15 protein-coding genes are annotated in these 19247 nt (G+C 65.4%); 7 read left to right on the top strand and 8 right to left on the bottom strand.

Going from position 1 to position 19247, the window contains the following annotated elements:
• Positions 1 to 526 precede the first annotated feature (526 nt).
• Positions 527 to 970: a hypothetical protein gene (locus G5S35_RS39415; RefSeq protein ID WP_237181285.1), complete on the bottom strand. Its 444-nt coding sequence runs from the start codon at positions 968 to 970 to the stop codon at positions 527 to 529.
• Between G5S35_RS39415 and G5S35_RS11270 the strand changes: the two genes are divergently transcribed.
• Positions 933 to 2468: a multicopper oxidase family protein gene (locus G5S35_RS11270; protein WP_237181284.1), complete on the top strand. Its 1536-nt coding sequence runs from the start codon at positions 933 to 935 to the stop codon at positions 2466 to 2468. The genes G5S35_RS39415 and G5S35_RS11270 overlap by 38 nt on opposite strands.
• A gap of 249 nt (positions 2469 to 2717) precedes the next feature.
• Here the strand turns inward: G5S35_RS11270 and cspD are convergent, their stop codons facing one another.
• Positions 2718 to 2924 (bottom strand): cold shock domain-containing protein CspD, encoded by a 207-nt coding sequence (gene cspD / locus G5S35_RS11265; RefSeq protein WP_017776809.1) that lies wholly within the window; start codon positions 2922 to 2924, stop codon positions 2718 to 2720.
• Between the two features lie 806 nt (positions 2925 to 3730).
• Here cspD and clpS point away from each other — a divergent pair.
• From clpS to G5S35_RS11250, 3 genes are all read left to right on the top strand, one after another.
• The gene (clpS, locus tag G5S35_RS11260; RefSeq protein ID WP_027817520.1) at positions 3731 to 4045 is read left to right on the top strand and encodes an ATP-dependent Clp protease adapter ClpS; all 315 of its coding nucleotides are present in this window, start codon (positions 3731 to 3733) and stop codon (positions 4043 to 4045) included.
• Positions 4042 to 6333 carry an ATP-dependent Clp protease ATP-binding subunit ClpA gene (clpA, locus tag G5S35_RS11255; RefSeq protein ID WP_065065196.1) on the top strand — a complete coding sequence of 764 codons (2292 nt, stop codon included), beginning with the start codon at positions 4042 to 4044 and terminating at the stop codon, positions 6331 to 6333. The genes clpS and clpA overlap by 4 nt, the downstream gene beginning before the upstream one ends.
• A 139-nt stretch (positions 6334 to 6472) precedes the next feature.
• Positions 6473 to 7879 carry an amino acid permease gene (locus tag G5S35_RS11250; protein ID WP_237181283.1) on the top strand — a complete coding sequence of 469 codons (1407 nt, stop codon included), beginning with the start codon at positions 6473 to 6475 and terminating at the stop codon, positions 7877 to 7879.
• A gap of 75 nt (positions 7880 to 7954) precedes the next feature.
• Here G5S35_RS11250 and dut read toward each other — a convergent pair whose 3' ends face one another.
• The 6 genes from dut to G5S35_RS11220 form a co-directional block, all read right to left on the bottom strand.
• On the bottom strand, positions 7955 to 8401 hold the full coding sequence (dut, locus tag G5S35_RS11245; protein ID WP_065065194.1) for a dUTP diphosphatase: 447 nt from the start codon (positions 8399 to 8401) through the stop codon (positions 7955 to 7957).
• A 15-nt stretch (positions 8402 to 8416) separates the two neighbouring features.
• Positions 8417 to 9424 (bottom strand): LLM class flavin-dependent oxidoreductase, encoded by a 1008-nt coding sequence (locus G5S35_RS11240; RefSeq protein WP_065065193.1) that lies wholly within the window; start codon positions 9422 to 9424, stop codon positions 8417 to 8419.
• Between the two features lie 61 nt (positions 9425 to 9485).
• Positions 9486 to 10658 (bottom strand): bifunctional phosphopantothenoylcysteine decarboxylase/phosphopantothenate--cysteine ligase CoaBC, encoded by a 1173-nt coding sequence (gene coaBC / locus G5S35_RS11235; RefSeq protein ID WP_237181375.1) that lies wholly within the window; start codon positions 10656 to 10658, stop codon positions 9486 to 9488.
• Between the two features lie 152 nt (positions 10659 to 10810).
• Entirely contained in the window at positions 10811 to 11326 is a 516-nt protein-coding gene (gene lspA / locus G5S35_RS11230) for a signal peptidase II (RefSeq protein WP_074984016.1), read from the bottom strand.
• Positions 11326 to 14175 carry an isoleucine--tRNA ligase gene (gene ileS / locus G5S35_RS11225; RefSeq protein WP_074984015.1) on the bottom strand — a complete coding sequence of 950 codons (2850 nt, stop codon included), beginning with the start codon at positions 14173 to 14175 and terminating at the stop codon, positions 11326 to 11328. Before ileS ends, lspA begins: the two co-directional genes overlap by 1 nt.
• Positions 14176 to 14335: 160 nt before the next feature.
• Complete coding sequence (locus G5S35_RS11220) at positions 14336 to 15328, bottom strand: bifunctional riboflavin kinase/FAD synthetase (RefSeq protein WP_065065190.1); 993 nt, start codon at positions 15326 to 15328, stop codon at positions 14336 to 14338.
• A gap of 164 nt (positions 15329 to 15492) precedes the next feature.
• Here G5S35_RS11220 and purN point away from each other — a divergent pair, with 164 nt between their 5' ends.
• The 3 genes from purN (at position 15493) to G5S35_RS11205 (ending at position 19053) form a co-directional block, all read left to right on the top strand.
• Positions 15493 to 16167, top strand: a complete 675-nt coding sequence (purN, locus tag G5S35_RS11215; RefSeq protein WP_065065189.1) for a phosphoribosylglycinamide formyltransferase — start codon at positions 15493 to 15495, stop codon at positions 16165 to 16167.
• Positions 16164 to 17555 (top strand): RsmB/NOP family class I SAM-dependent RNA methyltransferase, encoded by a 1392-nt coding sequence (locus tag G5S35_RS11210; protein WP_065065188.1) that lies wholly within the window; start codon positions 16164 to 16166, stop codon positions 17553 to 17555. The genes purN and G5S35_RS11210 overlap by 4 nt, the downstream gene beginning before the upstream one ends.
• A 115-nt stretch (positions 17556 to 17670) precedes the next feature.
• The gene (locus G5S35_RS11205; protein ID WP_080180371.1) at positions 17671 to 19053 is read left to right on the top strand and encodes a mechanosensitive ion channel family protein; all 1383 of its coding nucleotides are present in this window, start codon (positions 17671 to 17673) and stop codon (positions 19051 to 19053) included.
• The last annotated feature ends 194 nt before the right edge of the window (positions 19054 to 19247 follow it).

The raw sequence follows: 19247 nt of genomic DNA, 5'->3' as shown, positions 1-19247 counted from the left end.
CGCCGCTTCTCGCTGCTGACGGAATGTTCAGGTTTGTTCAGGTCTGAGGCGCGCTACGGATACCAACGCATCTCAACGCGAGTGAGGGAAAAACTGAGGGAAATTGCGCATCATTGAAATTCGAAGGGCCGCCAGCAAAGGCGTAGCGCCAGAATTCAACAGAATGATCGATGAGCGCCTGGTGTGGGCGTTCTCTGTGGGCGCTCTGTGCGAGCGTCCTGTCTGAGCGCTCGCGCTGAACGACACCCCGGCGCACCGACGGTTCGCCGGGGTTTTTATTGCCTTGCGCTATGATGTAGCGGTTCCCGCACGCTCATTGGCCGCACCTTTTCCGATGCCGTTTCTGCGCCGTCTCCTTCTCGTGTTCGCCTTCGCGCTTCTGTCGATGCGCGGCGCGAGCGCGTGCGAGCACGCAGCGGTCATGCCGATGACGCACGCCGCGCAGCACGTTGGTCAGTCTGTCGCGCAGTCGGCTGCATTGCACGCCGCGGATGCGGGCTGCATGTCTTCATCGGCGCATCAGGGTTCATCGCATTGTCACGCCAGTTGCTGCGTGGCCGGCTGCGGTGTTCACTGCGGCGCGCCGCCGCTCGCCGCGCGCTTCGAAGCCTGGGGCGCAGGCGCGCATGCGCCGCCCCTCGTCGCCGTGAGCTTGCGCGCGGGCATCACGCACGCGCCGCTTCTGCCTCCTCCGATCGTCTGATCGACGTTCGCCCCAAGCGTTATACGCCTGGCACCCGCGCAGCTCACACGCCGCGCGCGGTGCGCACGATCCTATGCGCGGTCCGCTCATGCGGCGCGCCGCGCCATCGAGCACGAGGAATGCAGCAATGAAACGAAGAGATTTTTTGTCGGGCGCGGCCAGCGCCGCCGCCGCCTGGTTTTCGCGCAGCGCGTTCGCCGCTGGCGACGACAGCATGCCGATGCACGACATGAGCAAAATGAACGGCATGGCGTCGATGTCCGGCATGCACGACGCGATGCAAGGCAGCGAACTCGCGCCCGTCGATGCGCTGCCTGCCGGCGCGCCGCTCGCGAGCCTGCGCACGCTCGTCAACGAAAGCCGCACGCCTGGCGAGTTCCGCGCAACGTTGCTCGCGCAACCGGTTGCGCGCGCGCTCGTGCAAGGTCAGCGCGACACCGTGTTCTGGCAGTTCGACGGCGGCCTCGCAGCGGCGGGCAAAGGCGACACGTCGGGGCCGGTGGTCGGTCCGCTGATCGCGTTGCGTGAGGGCGATCGCGTCGAGATCCGCGTCGTCAACCGTCTCGAACAACCGACCACGATGCACTGGCACGGCTTGCCCGTGCCGCCCGATCAGGACGGCAATCCGTCGAATCCGATCCCGCCGGGCGGCGAGCACGTCTATCGCTTTACCTTGCCGAAGGGCAGCGCGGGCACTTACTGGTATCACCCGCATCCGCACATGCAAACCGCCGAGCAGGTGTTTCGCGGCCTCGCGGGCCCGATCGTCGTGCGCGCGGCCGACGATCCGCTCGTCGCGTGGCCCGAGCGTCATCTGTTTGTCTCCGACCTCAAGCTCGCCGCCGATGCGAGCATCGCGCCCAACAGCATGATGGACTGGATGAATGGCCGCGAAGGCCAGTTCGTGCTCGTCAACGGCGCGCGCGAACCGCGCATCGAGGTCGTGCGCGACGAGCGCTGGCGCGTCTGGAATGCGTGCAGCGCGCGCTATCTGCAACTCGCTTTCGACGATGGGCGCGCGTTTGCGCAAGTCGGCACCGATGGCGGTCTGCTCGCCGCGCCGCGCGACGGACTCACCGCGCTCGTGCTCGCGCCGGGCGAGCGCGCCGAACTGATCGTGCGCGCGGGGCAGGGCGCGTCGCAGGCGCGTTGGCTGGCCACGCAATACGACCGTCACAAAATGGCGATGTCGCACGGCAGCCTGCCGCCGGGTCCGAACGTCGTGCTCGCCGATGTGCGCTTTGCTCCGGGCGCCGATGCGTCGCGCGCCGATGCGTCGGGCGCCGATAAGTCTGCCGCGCTGCCTGCGTCATTGCGCGCCATCGCGCCGCTCGGACCCGCGCGTGCGCAGAAGTCGGTGGGCTTCAGCGAAGCGATGGACATGCACGCGATGCACCAGCCGGGTGCGTCGACGCGCGCGATGCCGCTCGGCATGAAATTCATGATCAACGGCGAGACTTACGTGCCGGGCCGCGCGACGCTCACGAGTCGGCGCGGCGACGTCGAAAACTGGACGATCGCGAACGGCACGGACATGGATCATCCATTCCATCTGCACGGTACGCAGTTCCAGGTGTTGTCGCGCGAGTTCGACGGTCGTCGCATCGCCGAGCCTTATCTTGCATGGCGCGACACGATCAACGTGAGGCCGGGGGAAATCGTGCATATCGCGACCGTGCAGCATGAAGCGGGCGATCGCATGTTCCATTGCCACATCCTCGAACACGAGGACCTCGGCATGATGGGCACATTGCGCGTGATCTGAGCCGCGATGCAGCGCGAGACCGCGTTCAGCGAGCGCGGTGTATAGCATGCGCATCGTTAAGAAACGATGACATGCGGAGTGCGAATGAAGGACGAAGCGAAAGAAGAGGCGAAAGAAGAAGCGAATGGAGATACAAGCGCGCAGCATGTGAGCCAGTCGGCAAGAGTGTCAAAAAAGCTCAAAAACAGGCGCTGAAAAAAGGAAACCCGGCCGAAGCCGGGTTTCCAAAAGGTACGGGTACCGAACGTATCAGGCAGCTGCCTGAATGTTCGATGCCTGTTTGCCCTTCGGGCCTTGCACGACCTCGAAGCTCACCTTCTGCCCTTCTTTGAGGGTCTTGAAGCCATTCATCTGGATGGCCGAAAAGTGAGCAAACAGATCCTCGCCGCCTTCATCCGGCGTGATGAATCCGAAACCCTTCGCGTCGTTGAACCACTTGACCGTACCGGTTGCCATACCAACTTCCCCTGTAACTCATGTCACTACCACGAGCAGTTCGAAAAGCTTAACGATCGCTATGCAATCGCCCCCTCCTCACAAGCTCACCAACGGCATTTTTTCGAAATTAAAGGCGGTTGAAAAAAGTGCCAGCTTGATTGTTGAGGCTCTTTATTCTGCTGTCAAGAATATTTTGAGACCGTGCCGGACGCGTTGTAAAGATCGCATTTCCAGGGTTTTTCCGGCTTTTCTTGCGTGCTGCGACGCGATGTTGCGCGTCATGCTCCCGAACTGCTCGTGCCCGTTTTTCATGGTGCATCGGTTGCACCGCCAACAGACAACGCCGCATCGCAACGTGTCGGACAATGTCCGGTCTTCGATCAGTATCGATGACGCATGAAGTCGGACGCGCGGCGGGGTCATGTGAGCGGTGCATCTTGAAAAGTCGCATAATCGACGCACATGGGACTCACGGCGCGTCAGGCAGGTTTGACATCGAGTGGCGTGGAATCTGACAGTGAGCGTGCGGGCGCCGACAGTAGGCGACCACCTGACGCCGCAGGTTGTGCGATACTCGATTCGACGGTGGCCCGAAAGCTGCTGGCAGTGATTCAAACCGCGGTTTCGACGTTGGAACGAAGCGCGGATCGAACCGGCCCCGCAGCCGGGCGCCCATGCAGTCGCCTGGGCGGAGTTGATCGGGCCCGGAACGGGGAAGGCGCAGGTTTTGCTCACATGTGGCGGGCGCCGGAGCCAGCTTCACCGGACGGCCGGTCGGGTTTCGGCAGGATTGCGGGCCTGTCCGAGTTGTTTAGAATGGGTGTATGGCAATTATCCCGGACAAGCAGGATTCAACCGTACTGGAGCGGCAGGAGCACAAGGTCAAACCGCCCTCCATGTACAAGGTCGTGCTGATGAACGACGACTACACGCCGATGGAATTCGTCGTGATGGTCGTGCAGGAATATTTCAATAAGGACCGCGAGACCGCAACGCAGATCATGTTGAAGGTTCATCGCGAGGGCAGGGGCGTTTGTGGGGTCTATACGCGGGACATCGCGTCGACCAAGGTTGAGCAAGTCGTTACCCACGCACGGCAGGCCGGGCATCCGCTGCAGTGTGTGATGGAGGAAGCATGATTGCCCAGGAACTGGAAGTCAGCCTGCACATGGCGTTCATGGAAGCACGTCAGGCGCGGCACGAGTTCATCACGGTCGAGCATCTCTTGCTGGCGCTGTTGGACAATCCGACAGCGGCAGAAGTGTTGCGCGCGTGCGCCGCGAATATTGAAGACCTGCGACAGAACCTGCGCAACTTCATTCATGACAATACCCCTACGGTTCCCGGCACGGATGACGTCGATACGCAGCCGACGCTCGGGTTCCAGCGCGTGATCCAGCGCGCGATCATGCACGTTCAGTCCACTTCCAACGGCAAGAAGGAAGTGACGGGCGCGAACGTGCTGGTGGCGATCTTCGGCGAGAAAGACTCGCACGCGGTGTACTACCTGCAACAGCAGGGCGTCACGCGTCTGGACGTCGTGAACTTCATTTCGCATGGCATCGCGAAGACCGGCAGCGGCGAAGCCGCCAAGGCCAGCGACGCGAATGCGGAAGCCGAAGACGCGGCAGGCCAGAAGGAAACGCCGCTCGCGCAGTTCACGCAGAACCTGAACCAGATGGCGAAGGACGGCCGCATCGATCCGTTGATCGGGCGCGAGTCGGAAGTCGAGCGCGTGGTGCAGGTGCTGTGCCGCCGTCGCAAGAACAATCCGCTGCTCGTGGGCGAAGCCGGCGTCGGCAAGACCGCGATCGCGGAAGGCCTCGCCTGGCGCATCACGCGCGGCGAAGTGCCGGACATTCTCGCCGACGCACAGGTGTATTCGCTCGATATGGGCGCGCTGCTCGCGGGCACGAAGTACCGCGGCGACTTCGAGCAACGTCTGAAGACGGTGCTCAAGGAGCTGAAGGAACGCCCGCACGCGATCCTGTTCATCGACGAGATTCATACGCTGATCGGCGCGGGCGCCGCATCGGGCGGTACGCTCGACGCCTCGAATCTGCTGAAGCCGGCGCTCTCGTCGGGCACGCTCAAGTGCATCGGCGCGACCACCTTCACGGAATATCGCGGCATCTTCGAGAAGGACGCGGCGCTGTCGCGTCGTTTCCAGAAGGTCGACGTGATCGAGCCGACCGTCGAGCAGACGGTGGCGATCCTGCGCGGTCTGAAGTCGCGCTTCGAGGAGCACCACGGCGTGAAGTATTCGTCGGGCGCGCTCAATGCGGCGGCTGAGTTGTCCGCGCGCTTCATCACCGACCGTCATCTGCCCGACAAGGCGATCGACGTGATCGACGAAGCGGGCGCGGCGCAACGCATCCTGCCGAAGTCGAAGCAGAAGAAGACCATCGGCAAGAGCGAGATCGAAGAGATCATCTCGAAGATCGCGCGCGTGCCGGCGCAAAGCGTGTCGCAGGACGATCGCAGCAAGCTGCAGACGCTCGACCGCGATCTGAAGGCCGTGGTGTTCGGCCAGGATCCGGCTATCGACGCGCTGTCGGCGTCGATCAAGATGGCGCGCGCGGGTCTCGGCAAGACGGACAAGCCGATCGGCTCGTTCCTGTTCTCGGGTCCGACCGGCGTCGGCAAGACCGAAGTGGCGCGCCAGCTCGCGTTCACGCTCGGCATCGAGCTGATCCGTTTCGACATGTCCGAGTACATGGAGCGTCACGCGGTGAGCCGTCTGATCGGCGCGCCGCCGGGCTATGTCGGGTTCGACCAGGGCGGTCTGCTCACCGAAGCCGTCACGAAGAAGCCGCACTGCGTGCTGCTGCTCGACGAAATCGAGAAGGCGCACCCGGACATCTTCAACGTGCTGCTGCAGGTGATGGATCACGGCACGCTGACGGACAACAACGGCCGCAAGGCGGATTTCCGCAACGTCATCATCATCATGACGACGAATGCGGGCGCCGACACGATGAACAAGTCGACGATCGGTTTCACGACGCGCCGCGAACAAGGCGACGAAATGGCCGACATCAAGCGCCTGTTCACGCCGGAGTTCCGTAACCGTCTGGATGCGACGATCAGCTTCCGTGCGCTCGATGAGGAAATCATCATGCGCGTGGTCGACAAGTTCCTCATGCAGCTCGAAGACCAGTTGCACGAGAAGAAGGTCGATGCGCTGTTCACGGACGCGCTGCGCCAGCATCTGGCCAAGCACGGCTTCGACCCGCTGATGGGCGCGCGGCCGATGCAACGCCTGATCCAGGACACGATCCGCCGGGCGCTCGCCGACGAACTGCTGTTCGGCAAGCTCATGAGTGGCGGTCGCGTGACCGTGGATGTGGACGCCGACGACAAGGTGTTGCTCACGTTCGACGAGCAGCCTGCGCCGCGTCCGCCGGAGGCGGTCGAAGTAGAATAAGCGGTTTCCGCTTCAGGCCAGCCGGAACGGCGCGGACTTCACGGTCCGCGCCGTTTTGTTTTGTGCGCGTAATTTCTGCGAACGTCGTCGTAATTGCGCGCATTGCCGGTGAAATGGCCGCATGCCGTCGAGGGTGAAGGTGAGTTCAGATAAAAAGGGTGCGTTCGAATCGATCGTCGAACGCGAGCGCGGTTTGCGCCGCGGGCTGTCCGCCGGTCAGATGACGATGATCGCCATCGGCGGCGCGGTCGGCACGGGGCTGTTTCTCGGCAGCGGTTTCGCGATCGGTTTCGCCGGTCCGGGCGTGCTGATTTCCTATGCGATCGGCGCGCTGATCGCCTTGCTGCTGATGGGCGCGCTCGCCGAAATGACGGTCGCGCATCCCACCTCGGGTTCGTTCGGCGCTTACGCCGAGCACTACATCGGGCCGCTCGCGGGTTTCGTGGTGCGCTACGCGTATTGGTCGGCGTATGTGCTGGCGGTCGGCACCGAAGTCGCGGCCATCGCCGTCTACATGAAATTCTGGTTCCCGCACGTGCCGGGGCTGTACTGGATCGTCGGATTTTCGGCGGCGCTGATCGTCGTGAATGCGATGAGCGTGCGCGCGTATGGCTCGATCGAATATCTGTTTTCGAGCCTGAAAATCGCGGCGATCGTGGCCTTCATCGTGCTCGGCGCCTGGTTCGTGTGGCACGCGCCCGCGAGTTCGGGCGTGGGCTTCGCGAACTACACGTCGCACGGCGGGCTGCTGCCGAAGGGCTGGTGGGGCGTGTGGGTGGGCACCATCGTGTCGCTGTTCAGCTACCTGGGCGTGGAGACCATCGCGGTCGCCGCGGCCGAGGCGCAGGATCCGGCGCGCGCCGTCACGCGCGCATTCCGCGCCACCGTGCTGCGCCTCGTGCTGTTCTATCTGCTGACGCTCGCGCTGATGCTCGCGATCGTGCCGTGGACCGAGGCGGGCGGCAACGAAAGCCCGTTCGTGAAGGTGATGGCCGAAACCGGCGTGCCGTACGCGGCGGGCGCGATCAACTTCGTCGTGCTGGTCGCGGCGCTCTCGGCCATGAACAGCCAGCTCTACATCACCACGCGCATGATGTTCAGCCTCTCGCGCGCGGGCTACGCGCCTGCCGTGTTCGGCCGTCTCACGCGTCAGGGCGTGCCGACGGCGGCGCTCTCGCTCTCGACCATCGGCATTGCGGTGTCGGCGGTGCTCAACGCGCTCTGGCCGCAAACGGCCTTCACGCTGATGATGTCGATCGCCATGTTCGGCGCGATGTTCACGTGGCTGATGATCTTCGTCACGCAGATTTTCTTCCGCATGCAGAACGCGAAGACGCCGCTCGCATTCCGCATGTGGGGCTTTCCGCTGACGAGCGTGCTGGGCGCGATCCTGATGCTCGGCATTCTGGTGGGCACGGCGTTCACGCGCGAATTCCGCATGACGCTCGCATATGGCGTCGCGTTTCTCGTCGCGCTGGTCGTGATCTACGCGCTCTGGTATCGACGTCGTGCGCCGCTCGCGGCTTCGCCCGATGCACCGCGCTAAACGACCCGCGCCGGACAACAAAAAAAGCACGCTCGAAAGCGTGCTTTTTTTATGGCCGTGCGCGGCGCGTGCAGCTTAGTGCTTGCCCGTGCTGCCGAAGCCGCCTTCGCCGCGCTCGCTCTCTTCGAAGCTCTCGACGACGTTGAACTGCGCCTGCACGACCGGCACGATCACGAGCTGCGCGAGACGCTCCAGCGGGTTCAGCGTGAAGGTCGTGTGGCCGCGATTCCAGGTGGAGATCATCAGCTCGCCCTGGTAGTCGGAGTCGATCAGGCCGACGAGGTTGCCGAGCACGATGCCGTGCTTGTGGCCGAGGCCCGAGCGCGGCAGGATCAGCGCCGCATAGCCCGGATCGGCGAGATGAATCGCGAGGCCGGTCGGGATCAGCTTCGTTTCGCCCGGTTCGAGCGTGACGGGCGCGTCGAGGCACGCGCGCAGGTCGAGGCCCGCGCTGCCCGGCGTGGCGTAGTGGGGCAACTGGTCGCGCATGCGTTCGTTGAGGATCTTGACGTCGATTTTCATGAGTTGGCGTTCAGGTCAGTTTGAGCGAGGCAGTTCGAAGGCCTCGGCGAGAAGTTCGTAGGAGCGCTGACGCGCCTTGTAGCTGCCGGCGACGGTCAGCACGATCAGTTCGTCGGCGCGGAAGCGGTCTTTGAGCGCCAGCAGGCGCTCCGTCACGCTGTCCGGCGTGCCGATGATGCTGCGCGGCTTCTCGCGGTCGATCACGAGTTGCTCGCGCTCGCCGTATTCCTGGGCGCGCCCCTGTTCGAGGCTCGGGATCGGCGCGTTCAGACCGTAGGCCATCTGCACGCGGCGCAGATCGACGGCTTTTTCGAGGTCGGCGGCCTCGGCTTCGGTATCGGCGCAGATCACGAAGACGGCGCAGGCCAGGTACGGTTTCGCTTCGTGGCCTGCCTTGAAGCGATCGTGATACGCCTCGGACACCAGATGCCCGAAGTGCGCGTTGATGAAATGCGCGAACGAGAAGCGCAGGCCCAGTTGCGCCGCGAGCAGGCCGCCGAAATCGCTCGAACCGAGCACCCAGAGTTGCGGGCGAGTCTCGATTTGCGGTTGCAGGACGACGCCGTGCGCGAGGTGATCGGCGGGCAGGGTGCCGTCCATCAGCCCGACGAGATCCTGCACCTGCTGCGTGAACTGGTCGCCGCGATTGTAGGCGCCCGCCGCGACCGCCTGCGCGGTGCGCATGTCGCCGCCGGGCGCGCGTCCGACGCCCAGATCGACGCGGCCGGGAAACAGCGCCTCCAGCATCATGAATTGCTCGGCGACCTTGAACGCGCTGTAGTAGGGCAGCATGACGCCGCCCGAGCCGATGCGGATGCGCTTCGTCAGACTGCCGATGCGCGCGAGCAGGACTTCGGGGCAGGGATTGCACACGCCGAGCAGGCCGTGGTGCTCGGCGCACCAGTAGCGCGTGTAGCCGAGCTCGTCGGCGAGTTGCGCGAGGTCGAGCGTGGCGGCGAGTGCGTCCGCCGCGGTGTGCCCGGCGATGACGGGCGATTGATCCAGTACGGAAAGCAGCGTCATGGCGTACTGCTCCTCGATGACGTTCGCGAAGCGGCGCGCGGGCGGCGCCCGCGCGCACGCATCACGAGATGATGCCCGGTGCCGGCAGACGCTTCGCGATTTCGGCGACGAGCGTCTGCGCGAGCGCCAGCTTGGCCGCGCGCGGCAGCGGCGTGCGGCCGGCGGCTTCGAACAGCACGACTTCGTTGTCGTCCTGACCGAAGGTGAGCGGGCCGAGATTGCCGATCAGCAGCGGCACCTTCTTGCGCGCGCGCTTCTCTTCGCCGTGCACGTCGAGGTCGCCGCTTTCGGCAGCGAAACCGACGCAGTACGGCGCATTCGGCATGGCCGCGACCGAGGCGAGGATGTCCGGGTTCTCGACGAACGTGAACGTCGGCATGCGGTGCTCGGCCGTTTTCTTGATCTTGTGCTCGGCGACGTGATCGACGCGCCAGTCGGCCACCGCCGCCACGCCGATGAACACGTCGGCGTCGGGCGCGGCGTGCATCACGGCGTCGTACATCTGCTGCGCGGTCTGCACGTCTTCGCGGTAGACGCCCCACGGCGTGTCCAGCGCGACCGGGCCGGCCACCAGATGCACCTCGGCGCCCGCCTGCTGCGCGGCGCGCGCGAGCGCGAAGCCCATCTTGCCGCTCGAACGGTTGGTGATGCCGCGCACCGGATCGAGCGGCTCGAACGTCGGTCCGGCCGTGATCAGCAGCTTGCGGCCCGCGAGCAGCTTGGGCGTGAAGAACGCGACGATCGCCTCGTACACGGCTTCCGGCTCCAGCATGCGCCCGTCACCGACTTCGCCGCAAGCCTGCGGACCGGAATCGGGGCCGAGCGTTTCGATGCCGTCGGCGCGGATCTGCGCGACGTTGCGCTGCGTGGCCGGGTTCTGCCACATCTGCCGGTTCATCGCGGGCACGACCAGCAGCGGACAGTCGCGCGCAACGCACAGCGTCGAGAGCAGGTCGTCGGCCAAACCGTGGGCGAGCCTGGCGATGAAGTCGGTGGAAGCGGGCGCGATGACGATGGCGTCCGCCTCGCGCGACAGGTCGATGTGCGCCATGTTGTTGGGCACGCGGCCGTCCCACTGGCTCGTGTAGACGGGGCGGCCCGAGAGCGCCTGCATGGTCACCGGCGTGATGAACTGCGTGGCCGCCTCGGTCATCACGATCTGCACGGTCGCGCCCGCCTTGACGAGCAGGCGCGTGAGCTCGGCGATCTTGTAGCAGGCGATGCCGCCCGTCATGCCGAGCACGAGATGGCGCCCGGCCAGTTCGCCCGGATGGGCTGCGGAGGTGTTCAAGTCGGTTCTCTCCAGTGACGCAGCGTGACGCGAAGCGGCGCAGCGAGGCGCGCCGAATCGTGTCGTATCTTGACGTCGTGCCTTGGCGTCGAGCTTTAGCGCGAGCCGCGCACGCGCCGCAGTTCGTCGAACACCAGCAAGGCCGCGCCGACGCAGATCGCGCTGTCCGCGACGTTGAACGCCGGCCAGTGCGAGCGGCCCAGATGGAAGTCCAGGAAGTCGATCACGTGGCCGTACATCAGGCGGTCGAGCACGTTGCCGAGCGCGCCGCCCAGAATGAGCGAAAGCGCCGTGCAGAACATGCGCTGGCCCGCGTGACGCTTGAGCAGATAGCCGATCACCAGCGCGGCCACGACGCCCAGCGCCGTGAACGCCCAGCGCTGCCAGCCGCCGGCCGCCGCGAGGAAGCTGAACGCCGCGCCCTTGTTGTAGACCAGCACGAGGTTGAAGAACGGCGTGATCACGCGGCCTTCGCCGTATGCGAACACTTTGGCGATGGCGATCTTGGTGAGCTGATCCGCGAGGATCACGATCACCGCGATGCCGAGCCACGGCGCAAGCGTGCCGCTCGCGCCATTCGACTTCATTTGCTTCGTCATGGTCTTGGCCATTATGCGGCGCTCCGGGTTTCGCCGTTGCCGAACAGATTGGCGACGCAGCGGCCGCACAGGCCCGGATGCTCGGCGTTCGCGCCCACGTCGTCGCGATAGTGCCAGCAGCGTTCGCACTTGAGGTACTTCGAGGTCACGACTTCGACGCCTTCGTCCGCTTCGTTCTCGACCTTGATGACTTCCGCCGCCGAGGTGATCAGCACGAACTTCAGGTCGTCGCCGAGCGAGGTGAGGGCGTCGTAACGCGCGCCGCTCGCGAGAATGCGCACTTCGGCCTGCAGCGACGAACCGATCTGGTTCGCGCCGCGCGCCTCTTCGAGCGCCTTCGTGACGTTGCCGCGCACTTCGCGCAGCAGCGACCACTTCACGATCAGATCCTGCGCGCCGGCGATGTCCGGGAACGCATGGAAGGTTTCCGTGAAGATGGTTTCGCTTTGCGGCTGGAACACCTTCCACGCCTCCTCGGCCGTGAACGAGAGGAACGGCGCGAGAATGCGCAGCAGGCTGTGCGTGATGTGATGCAGCGCCGTCTGCGCACCGCGACGCGCGGCCGAATCCGGCGCGCTCGTGTAGAGGCGGTCCTTCAGCACGTCGAGATAGAAGCCGCCGAGATCTTCCGAGCAGAACGTCTGCAGCTTCGCCACGACCGGGTGGAACTCGTAGCGGTCGTAGTGCGAGAGCACGTCGTTTTGCAGCGTGTGCGTGAGCGCCACGGCGTAACGGTCGATTTCGAGCCATTGATCCGCGGGCAGCGCGTGCTTCTCGAAGTCGAAGTCCGACAGGTTCGAGAGCAGGAAGCGCAGCGTGTTGCGGATACGGCGATAGCCTTCCGTCACGCGCTTCAGGATTTCTTCCGAGATCGCCAGTTCGCCCGAGTAGTCGGTCGACGCGATCCACAGACGGATGATTTCCGCGCCCAGACGGTTCGCCACCTCATGCGGGTCGACGCCGTTGCCGAGCGACTTCGACATCTTGCGGCCTTCGCCGTCGACGGTGAAGCCGTGCGTGAGCAGCGCGTTGTAGGGCGGGCGGCCGTCGAGCATCGACGCCGTCAGCAGCGACGAATGGAACCAGCCGCGATGTTGGTCCGAGCCTTCCAGATAGAGGTCGGCCGGGAATTGCAGGTCGTCCTTGTGCGAGCCGCGCAGCACGTGCCAATGCGTCGTGCCCGAGTCGAACCACACGTCGAGCGTGTCGCGGTTCTTTTCGTACAGGTTCGCGTCGTCGCCGATCAGCTCGCGCGGGTCGAGCGTCTGCCACGCTTCGATGCCCGACACTTCGACGCGCTTCGCGACTTCTTCGAGCAGCTCCGGCGTGCGCGGATGCAGTTCGCCGGTTTCCTTGTGCACGAAGAACGCCATCGGCACGCCCCATTGGCGCTGGCGCGAAAGCGTCCAGTCCGGGCGGTTGGCGATCATCGAGAACAGGCGTTGCTTGCCCCACGACGGATAGAACGCCGTGGCTTCGATGCCTTCGAGCGCGGTTTCGCGCAGCGTCTTGCCGCCGTCGTTCGGCGTGACGTCCATGCCCGCGAACCACTGCGAGGTCGCGCGGTAGATGATGGGCGTCTTGTGGCGCCAGCAGTGCATGTAGCTGTGCAGGTATTTCTCGCTGCGCAGCAGGGTGCCGGCGGCGTCGAGCGCCTCGACGACCTTCGGATTCGCGTCCCAGATCGAGAGACCGCCGAACAGCGGCAGCGATTCGACGTAGCGGCCGTCGCCCATCACCGGGCTGATGATGTCGGAGTCGACCATGCCGTGCGCCTTGCACGACACGAAGTCTTCCACGCCGTAGGCGGGCGCCGAGTGCACGATGCCCGTGCCGGTGTCGGTCGTCACGTAGTCGCCGAGATAGATCGGCGAGGTGCGCTTGTAGCCCGGATGCGCCGAGGCGAGCGGGTGATTGAAGCGCAGGTTCGCGAGCTTTTCGCCTTGCGTGGTGGCGACGACGGTGCCTTCGAGGCCGAAGTCCTTCATGCAGGCTTCGACGCGTTCGCTCGCGAGGATCAGCAGGCCGCGCTGCGTGTCGACGAGTGCGTACTCGATTTCCGGATGCACGTTGAGCGCCTGGTTCGACGGGATCGTCCAGGGCGTCGTGGTCCAGATGACGATGCCGCCTTCCTCGCGCGGCAGCGCGGCGAGGCCGAACGCGGCCGCCGTTTCCGCGGGCTGCGCGAACGTGAACAGCACGTCGATGGTCGGATCGGTCTTGTCCTTGTACTCGACTTCGGCTTCAGCGAGCGCCGAGCCGCAGTCGAAACACCAGTTGACCGGCTTCAGGCCGCGGAACACATAACCCTTCTCCATGATCTTCGCGAGTGCGCGGATTTCGCCCGCCTCGTTCGCGAAGTTCATGGTCTTGTACGGGTTGTCCCAGTCGCCGAGCACGCCGAGGCGCTTGAAGCCCTTCTTCTGCGTTTCGATCTGGCCGGCCGCGTACTCGCGCGCCTTCTTCATCACTTCCTGCGCGGGCAGCGACTTGCCGAACTGCTTTTCGATCTGGATTTCGATCGGCATGCCGTGGCAGTCCCAGCCCGGCACGTAGACCGCGTCGAAGCCCGCGAGATTGCGCGCCTTGACGATCATGTCCTTGAGGATCTTGTTCACCGCGTGGCCGAGGTGGATGTCGCCGTTCGCATACGGCGGGCCGTCGTGCAGGATGAACTTCTTGCGGCCCTTCGAGGCTGCGCGGATCTTCTTGTAGATACCTTGCTCTTCCCACTCCTTGACCCATTGCGGCTCGCGCTTGGGCAAGTCGCCGCGCATGGGGAACGGCGTGTCGAGCAGGTTGACGGGGTACTTCGATTCGGACTTTTGCGGCTTGCCGGAGGATGCTTTCTTGTCGCTCATGGTGAGATCACGTGGAATTCGGGGGATGCATGGCGTCAGCATTGCGGGCGATGCCGCGCAACCGTCGCCTCGGGCGCCGCACGCGTGCTGCACGGCGGCGCCTGGGGGCGGGCGGCCCGAAACGCGTGCCTTGCTCGGCAAGACGCGCGCGGGCCGCGGGTCAAATTCGATCGGTCGCCGAGGTGGCGAAGCCGGTGGACGCGCCGCCGGCCGCGCCCGTGCCCGCCGCGGCGAACCATGCGCGGGCGTTGCTTACGTCGCGTGCGATCGCGGCGGTGAGCGTTTCGAGGTCGGCGAACTTCTCCTCGTCGCGCAGCTTCTTCAGGAACTCGACGCGCACGAGCTTGCCGTATGCGCTGCCGTGCCAGTCGAGCAGATGCACTTCGAGCAGCACGCGGCCGGAGTCGTCGACCGTGGGCCGCAGGCCGAGGCTCGCGACGCCCGGCAGCGGGTGGTCGGCGATACCGTGGACCTGCACGACGAAAATGCCCTTGAGCGCGGGGCGCTTGTGGCCGATCGGCAGATTCAGCGTGGGAAAGCCGAGGTCGCGGCCGAGCTTCAGGCCGTGCACGACGTGTCCGCTGATTTCATAGCCCCGGCCGAGCGAGGCGCGCGCGGCGTCCAGATCGCCGGCGGCGAGCTGCGTGCGCACGGCGGAGCTGGAAATGCGCACGCCCGACGGGTCGGCGACGGTGGCCATCTGTTCGACTTCGAAGCCGTGTTCGCGGCCCGCGAGCTGCAGCGAGGCGAAATCGCCCGCACGCTTCGCGCCGTAGCGGAAGTCGTCGCCGATCATCATCCAGCGCGCGTGCAGGCCGCCCACGATGATGCGTTCGACGAACGCGTCCGGCGACTGGCTCGCGAAGGTGTGGTTGAAATGCTCGACCACCACGCGGTCCACGCCGTTCTCGCGCAGCGCTTCGAGCTTGTCGCGCAGCATGGCGATGCGCGGCGGGGCGCTGGCGGGATTGAAGAACTCGCGGGGATGCGGCTCGAAGGTCATCACGCAGACCGGCAGGCCGCGCGCGTTCGCGGCTTCGCGCACGCGCGCGAGCAGCGCCTGATGTCCGCGGTGGACACCGTCGAAATTGCCGATGGTGAGCGCGCAGGGCGCGCGACTTTCGGCGTTGGGAAGACCGCGGAAAACTCTCACGATAGCGGAACCTGGAGGAACCTCGAAAAGCGCGCGGGCCGTGCGCGCTCGATATGACCGGTGGTGCGGCCTGGGCCGCGACTAAACAGGAGATTATAAACGCACGCGAGGGCGATCGCTCCCGCCCGAGCGTCGGGCGTCGTCCCCGATGATAAAATCCGCGGATGAAAAATCTCGTCATCCTGATTTCGGGGCGGGGCAGCAACATGGAAGCCATCGTGCGCGCGTGCGCGCACGAAGCCTGGCCGGCGCGCATCGCCGCCGTGATTGCCAACCGTCCTGACGCCGCGGGCCTTGCGTTCGCGGCGTCACACGGCATTGCCACGGCGGTGGTCGATCATCGCCAGTATCCGGATCGCGCCGCCTTCGACGCGGCGCTCGCGCAAACCATCGACGGTTATGCACCCGATCTCGTCGTGCTCGCGGGCTTCATGCGCGTGCTCACCGAAGGTTTCGTCACGCATTATTCGGGTCGGATGCTCAATATCCATCCGTCGCTGCTGCCGAGCTTTCCGGGCCTCAAGACGCACCAGCAGGCGCTCGACGCGGGTTGCCGCGTGCACGGCGCCACGGTGCATTTCGTCACGCCCACGCTGGATCATGGGCCGATCGTCGCGCAATCGGGCATTCCGGTGCGCGCGGGCGACGACGCTGCGGCTTTGGCCGCGCGCGTGCTCAAGACCGAACATGTTATTTATCCGCGCGCGGTGCGCTGGTTCGTCGAAGGGCGCCTCGCGCTCGACGGCGGACGTGTGACGCTCTCGCCGCCCGAGCCGCAATGGCTCTTCCTTGACGATGTAAACGAAGCACAAGCACACAACGCCGGGGAGGGCGCATGAGGCTGCATGGATTTTTGATTGGACAAACCGAGACGCTGCTCGCCGATGTGCTCAAGTTCGCCGGCCCCGCCGACGCGATCACGAGCCGTTTTTTCCGCGAGCATCCGAAGCTCGGCCACGGTGAGCGCGGCGTGATCGCCGAAGCCGTGTTCGCCGTGCTGCGCCGTCGCATGGAGTTCGCGCACCTGGCCGAAAGCGGCACGGGCAGCCCGACGCGCCGCCTCACGCTGCTCGGCCTGATGGCCACGGCCGGCCGTTCGGCGATCCGTCCGTTCGTCTCGGACGCCGAGGCGAACTGGCTCGAACACGTCGCGAAGATCGACCCGGCGAGCCTGCCGCAGCGCGTGCAGCTCAATCTGCCCGAGTGGATCCTGAAGGCGCTCGAATCGCGTTTCGACGCCGCCGAAATGGCGCAACTGGCGTCCGCGCTCAACTATCCGGCGCCGCTCGACCTGCGCTCGAATCCGATCAAGGCGAACCGCGACGAGCTGATGCGCGCGCTGGCCGCGGCCGGCATCGAGGCGGGCGAGACGCCGTTCGCGCCGAACGGCGTGCGCGTGACGGGCAAGCCCGCGCTGTCGCGCCTCGACGCCTTCAAGGACGGCTGGTTCGAAGTGCAGGACGAAGGCAGCCAGCTGCTGTGCTCGCTGGTCGCGCCGCGCCGCGGCGAGATGGTGGTGGACTTCTGTGCGGGCGCGGGCGGCAAGACCCTGGCGCTCGGCGCGATGATGCGCTCGTCGGGCCGTCTCTACGCGTTCGACATCTCCGATCGCCGTCTCGCGAAGCTCAAGCCGCGCCTTGCGCGCAGCGGCCTCTCGAACGTCAATCCGGTGCTGATCGACAGCGAGCACGACGCCAAGATCAAGCGCCTGATCGGCAAGATCGACCGCGTGCTGGTCGATGCGCCGTGCTCGGGGCTGGGCACGCTGCGCCGCAATCCCGACCTCAAGTGGCGCCAGTCGCCCGAGTCGGTGGCCGAACTCGCGCCCAAGCAACTGTCGATTCTCACGAGCGCCGCGCGTCTGCTCAAGCGCGGCGGCCGTCTGGTCTACGCGACCTGCAGCATTCTCGAAGCCGAGAACGAAGCGGTCGTGAAGCAGTTCCTCGACGCGCATCCGGACTTCGTGCTGGTCAGCGCGCGCGACGTGCTGGCGGAACAGCGCGTGGGTCTCGATACCGGCGACTACCTCTCGCTGTGGCCGCATCGCCACGCCACGGACGGCTTCTTCGCCGCCGTGCTGGAGCGCCGCGGCGACGCGCAGCCGAAGACGAAAAAGGCCGCCGCCGCGACCACGCCGGAAGAGGCCGCTGCCGCGACCGAAGCCGCCGACGCGATCGCCAAGGCTCAGCAGCCCGCAGCCGCCGAGCCGGACGCGACGCAGGAATAAGCGCTTGAACTCACCGCGGGCTGGAAGTGCGGTGAACGTGTCAGAAGCTGTAGCAACGCGGGGCCGTCCGATTCCGATCGGGCGGCCCCGCGCCGTTTGAATTTGCATACCCATGATGGAAAACCGCATTTTTTCGCACATGCTGGGCGGCGTGATCCGCGATTTCGGCCAGCCGGTCATGCTCTGGCAGGCCGGCGTGCTGATCGGCGCGCTCGTGCTGGCGTGGCTGCTCGCGCGGCTGCTGCGGCGCGTGCTCGAAGCGCGCCGCCAGGATCGCTATGAAGGCCTGCGTTTCGGCGCCGAGAGCCTGTCGCGCGCCTTTTTCCCGCTGATCGGCGCCGGCTGCGTCTGGATCGCGCGCGAGATCGCCAGCAACTTCATCCACACGTCGCTGCTCAATCTCGCGCTGGTGCCGCTGTTCGGCATCGGGCTCATCTATATCGCGTTCTTCTTCGCGCGGCGCGTGTTCGGCCGCAACGGCCAGACGCACGCGTGGCTCGGCATCGTCGAAAAACTCGTGTCGCTGATCGTCTGGCTCGGCATGCTGTTCACCGTGCTCGGCATTCAGGACGACGTGCTCACGTGGATGGAGAGCGTGCGCTTTCGCATCGGCACCGCGCATGTGAGCCTGCTGTCGCTGTCCAACGGCGTGCTGTGGGTCTGCGTGACGATGGTCGTGGCGGTCTGGGCGGGCGCGGCGCTCGAGGACCGGCTGATGCGCGCGACCACCATCGACGCCAATCTGCGCGTCGTGCTCGCGCGCGTGGGCCGCGCGCTGCTGGTGTTCGCGGCCATTCTGTTCAGCCTGTCGATCGTCGGCATCGACATCACGGTGCTGGGCGTGTTCGGCGGCGCGCTCGGCGTGGGCCTCGGCTTCGGCTTGCAGAAGATCGCGAGCAATTACGTATCGGGCTTCATCATTCTGATCGACCGCTCGCTGCGTCTGGGCGACACCATCAACGTGAGCGGACTCGCGGGCAAGGTCACGCAGATCCGCACGCGCTACACGGTCGTGCGCGGGCTCGACGGCGTGGAGACGCTGATCCCGAACGAAAAACTGATCACCGATGTGGTGCAGAACCAGTCCTCGTATCTGACGCGCGGCTACTCCAAGGCGGCCGTGCAGGTCGCCTACGACACCGATCTCGATCAGGCGATGGCGCTGCTCGCGCGGGCGGGCGAGGGCGTCGAGCGCGTGCTGACCGATCCGGCCCCGACGCCGTATCTGGCGAGTTTCGGCGGCGACGGCATCAATCTCGAACTCGGTTTCTGGATCGCCGACGCGGCCAACGGCACGTCGAGCGTGCGTTCGGCGGTGAACATGAATATCTGGCGCCTGTACAACGAGGCGGGTATTTCGATCCCGTTCGCGCAGCGCGAGGTGCGCATCATCGGCGGCGCGATGCCGGTGGCCGGTCCGCCCGTTCGGGGACAGAACGAGACGCCTGGCGGGGAACAGCCCCAGGATCAACCCCAGGCGGCAGCCGGCGAAAGGTAAGAAGGGGTCGGAAGGGCGCGCGAAATGTGCGGCAAACCGCCTCTGGCGCCCTCAAGACGGTTGACTCCGCGGCCGTTAAAGAAAAAAATCTTCATTTGTTACAAACACTTGGAACGGTTCTAGTAGAATGCCGTCCAACCTCCTGCTGTACGCTTTCACTTTCTTGACAGCGGTTTCGGGCTGAAAGGCCGCCG

Source organism: Paraburkholderia tropica, assembly GCF_014171495.1.
GTDB lineage: Bacteria > Pseudomonadota > Gammaproteobacteria > Burkholderiales > Burkholderiaceae > Paraburkholderia > Paraburkholderia tropica.
This window is presented reverse-complemented; position numbering and strand designations above follow the sequence as displayed.

Excerpts from the sequence above, each read along its gene's own strand:
- G5S35_RS11270 (WP_237181284.1), top strand. The coding sequence starts at position 933 with ATGAGCAAAATGAACGGCATGGCGTCGATGTCCGGCATGCACGACGCG.
- G5S35_RS39415 (WP_237181285.1), bottom strand. The coding sequence starts at position 970 with ATGCCGGACATCGACGCCATGCCGTTCATTTTGCTCATGTCGTGCATC.
- cspD (WP_017776809.1), bottom strand. The coding sequence starts at position 2,924 with ATGGCAACCGGTACGGTCAAGTGGTTCAACGACGCGAAGGGTTTCGGA.
- clpS (WP_027817520.1), top strand. The coding sequence starts at position 3,731 with ATGGCAATTATCCCGGACAAGCAGGATTCAACCGTACTGGAGCGGCAG.
- clpA (WP_065065196.1), top strand. The coding sequence starts at position 4,042 with ATGATTGCCCAGGAACTGGAAGTCAGCCTGCACATGGCGTTCATGGAA.
- dut (WP_065065194.1), bottom strand. The coding sequence starts at position 8,401 with ATGAAAATCGACGTCAAGATCCTCAACGAACGCATGCGCGACCAGTTG.
- G5S35_RS11240 (WP_065065193.1), bottom strand. The coding sequence starts at position 9,424 with ATGACGCTGCTTTCCGTACTGGATCAATCGCCCGTCATCGCCGGGCAC.
- coaBC (WP_237181375.1), bottom strand. The coding sequence starts at position 10,658 with ATGACGGGCGGCATCGCCTGCTACAAGATCGCCGAGCTCACGCGCCTG.
- lspA (WP_074984016.1), bottom strand. The coding sequence starts at position 11,326 with ATGGCCAAGACCATGACGAAGCAAATGAAGTCGAATGGCGCGAGCGGC.
- ileS (WP_074984015.1), bottom strand. The coding sequence starts at position 14,175 with ATGAGCGACAAGAAAGCATCCTCCGGCAAGCCGCAAAAGTCCGAATCG.
- purN (WP_065065189.1), top strand. The coding sequence starts at position 15,493 with ATGAAAAATCTCGTCATCCTGATTTCGGGGCGGGGCAGCAACATGGAA.
- G5S35_RS11210 (WP_065065188.1), top strand. The coding sequence starts at position 16,164 with ATGAGGCTGCATGGATTTTTGATTGGACAAACCGAGACGCTGCTCGCC.
- G5S35_RS11205 (WP_080180371.1), top strand. The coding sequence starts at position 17,671 with ATGGAAAACCGCATTTTTTCGCACATGCTGGGCGGCGTGATCCGCGAT.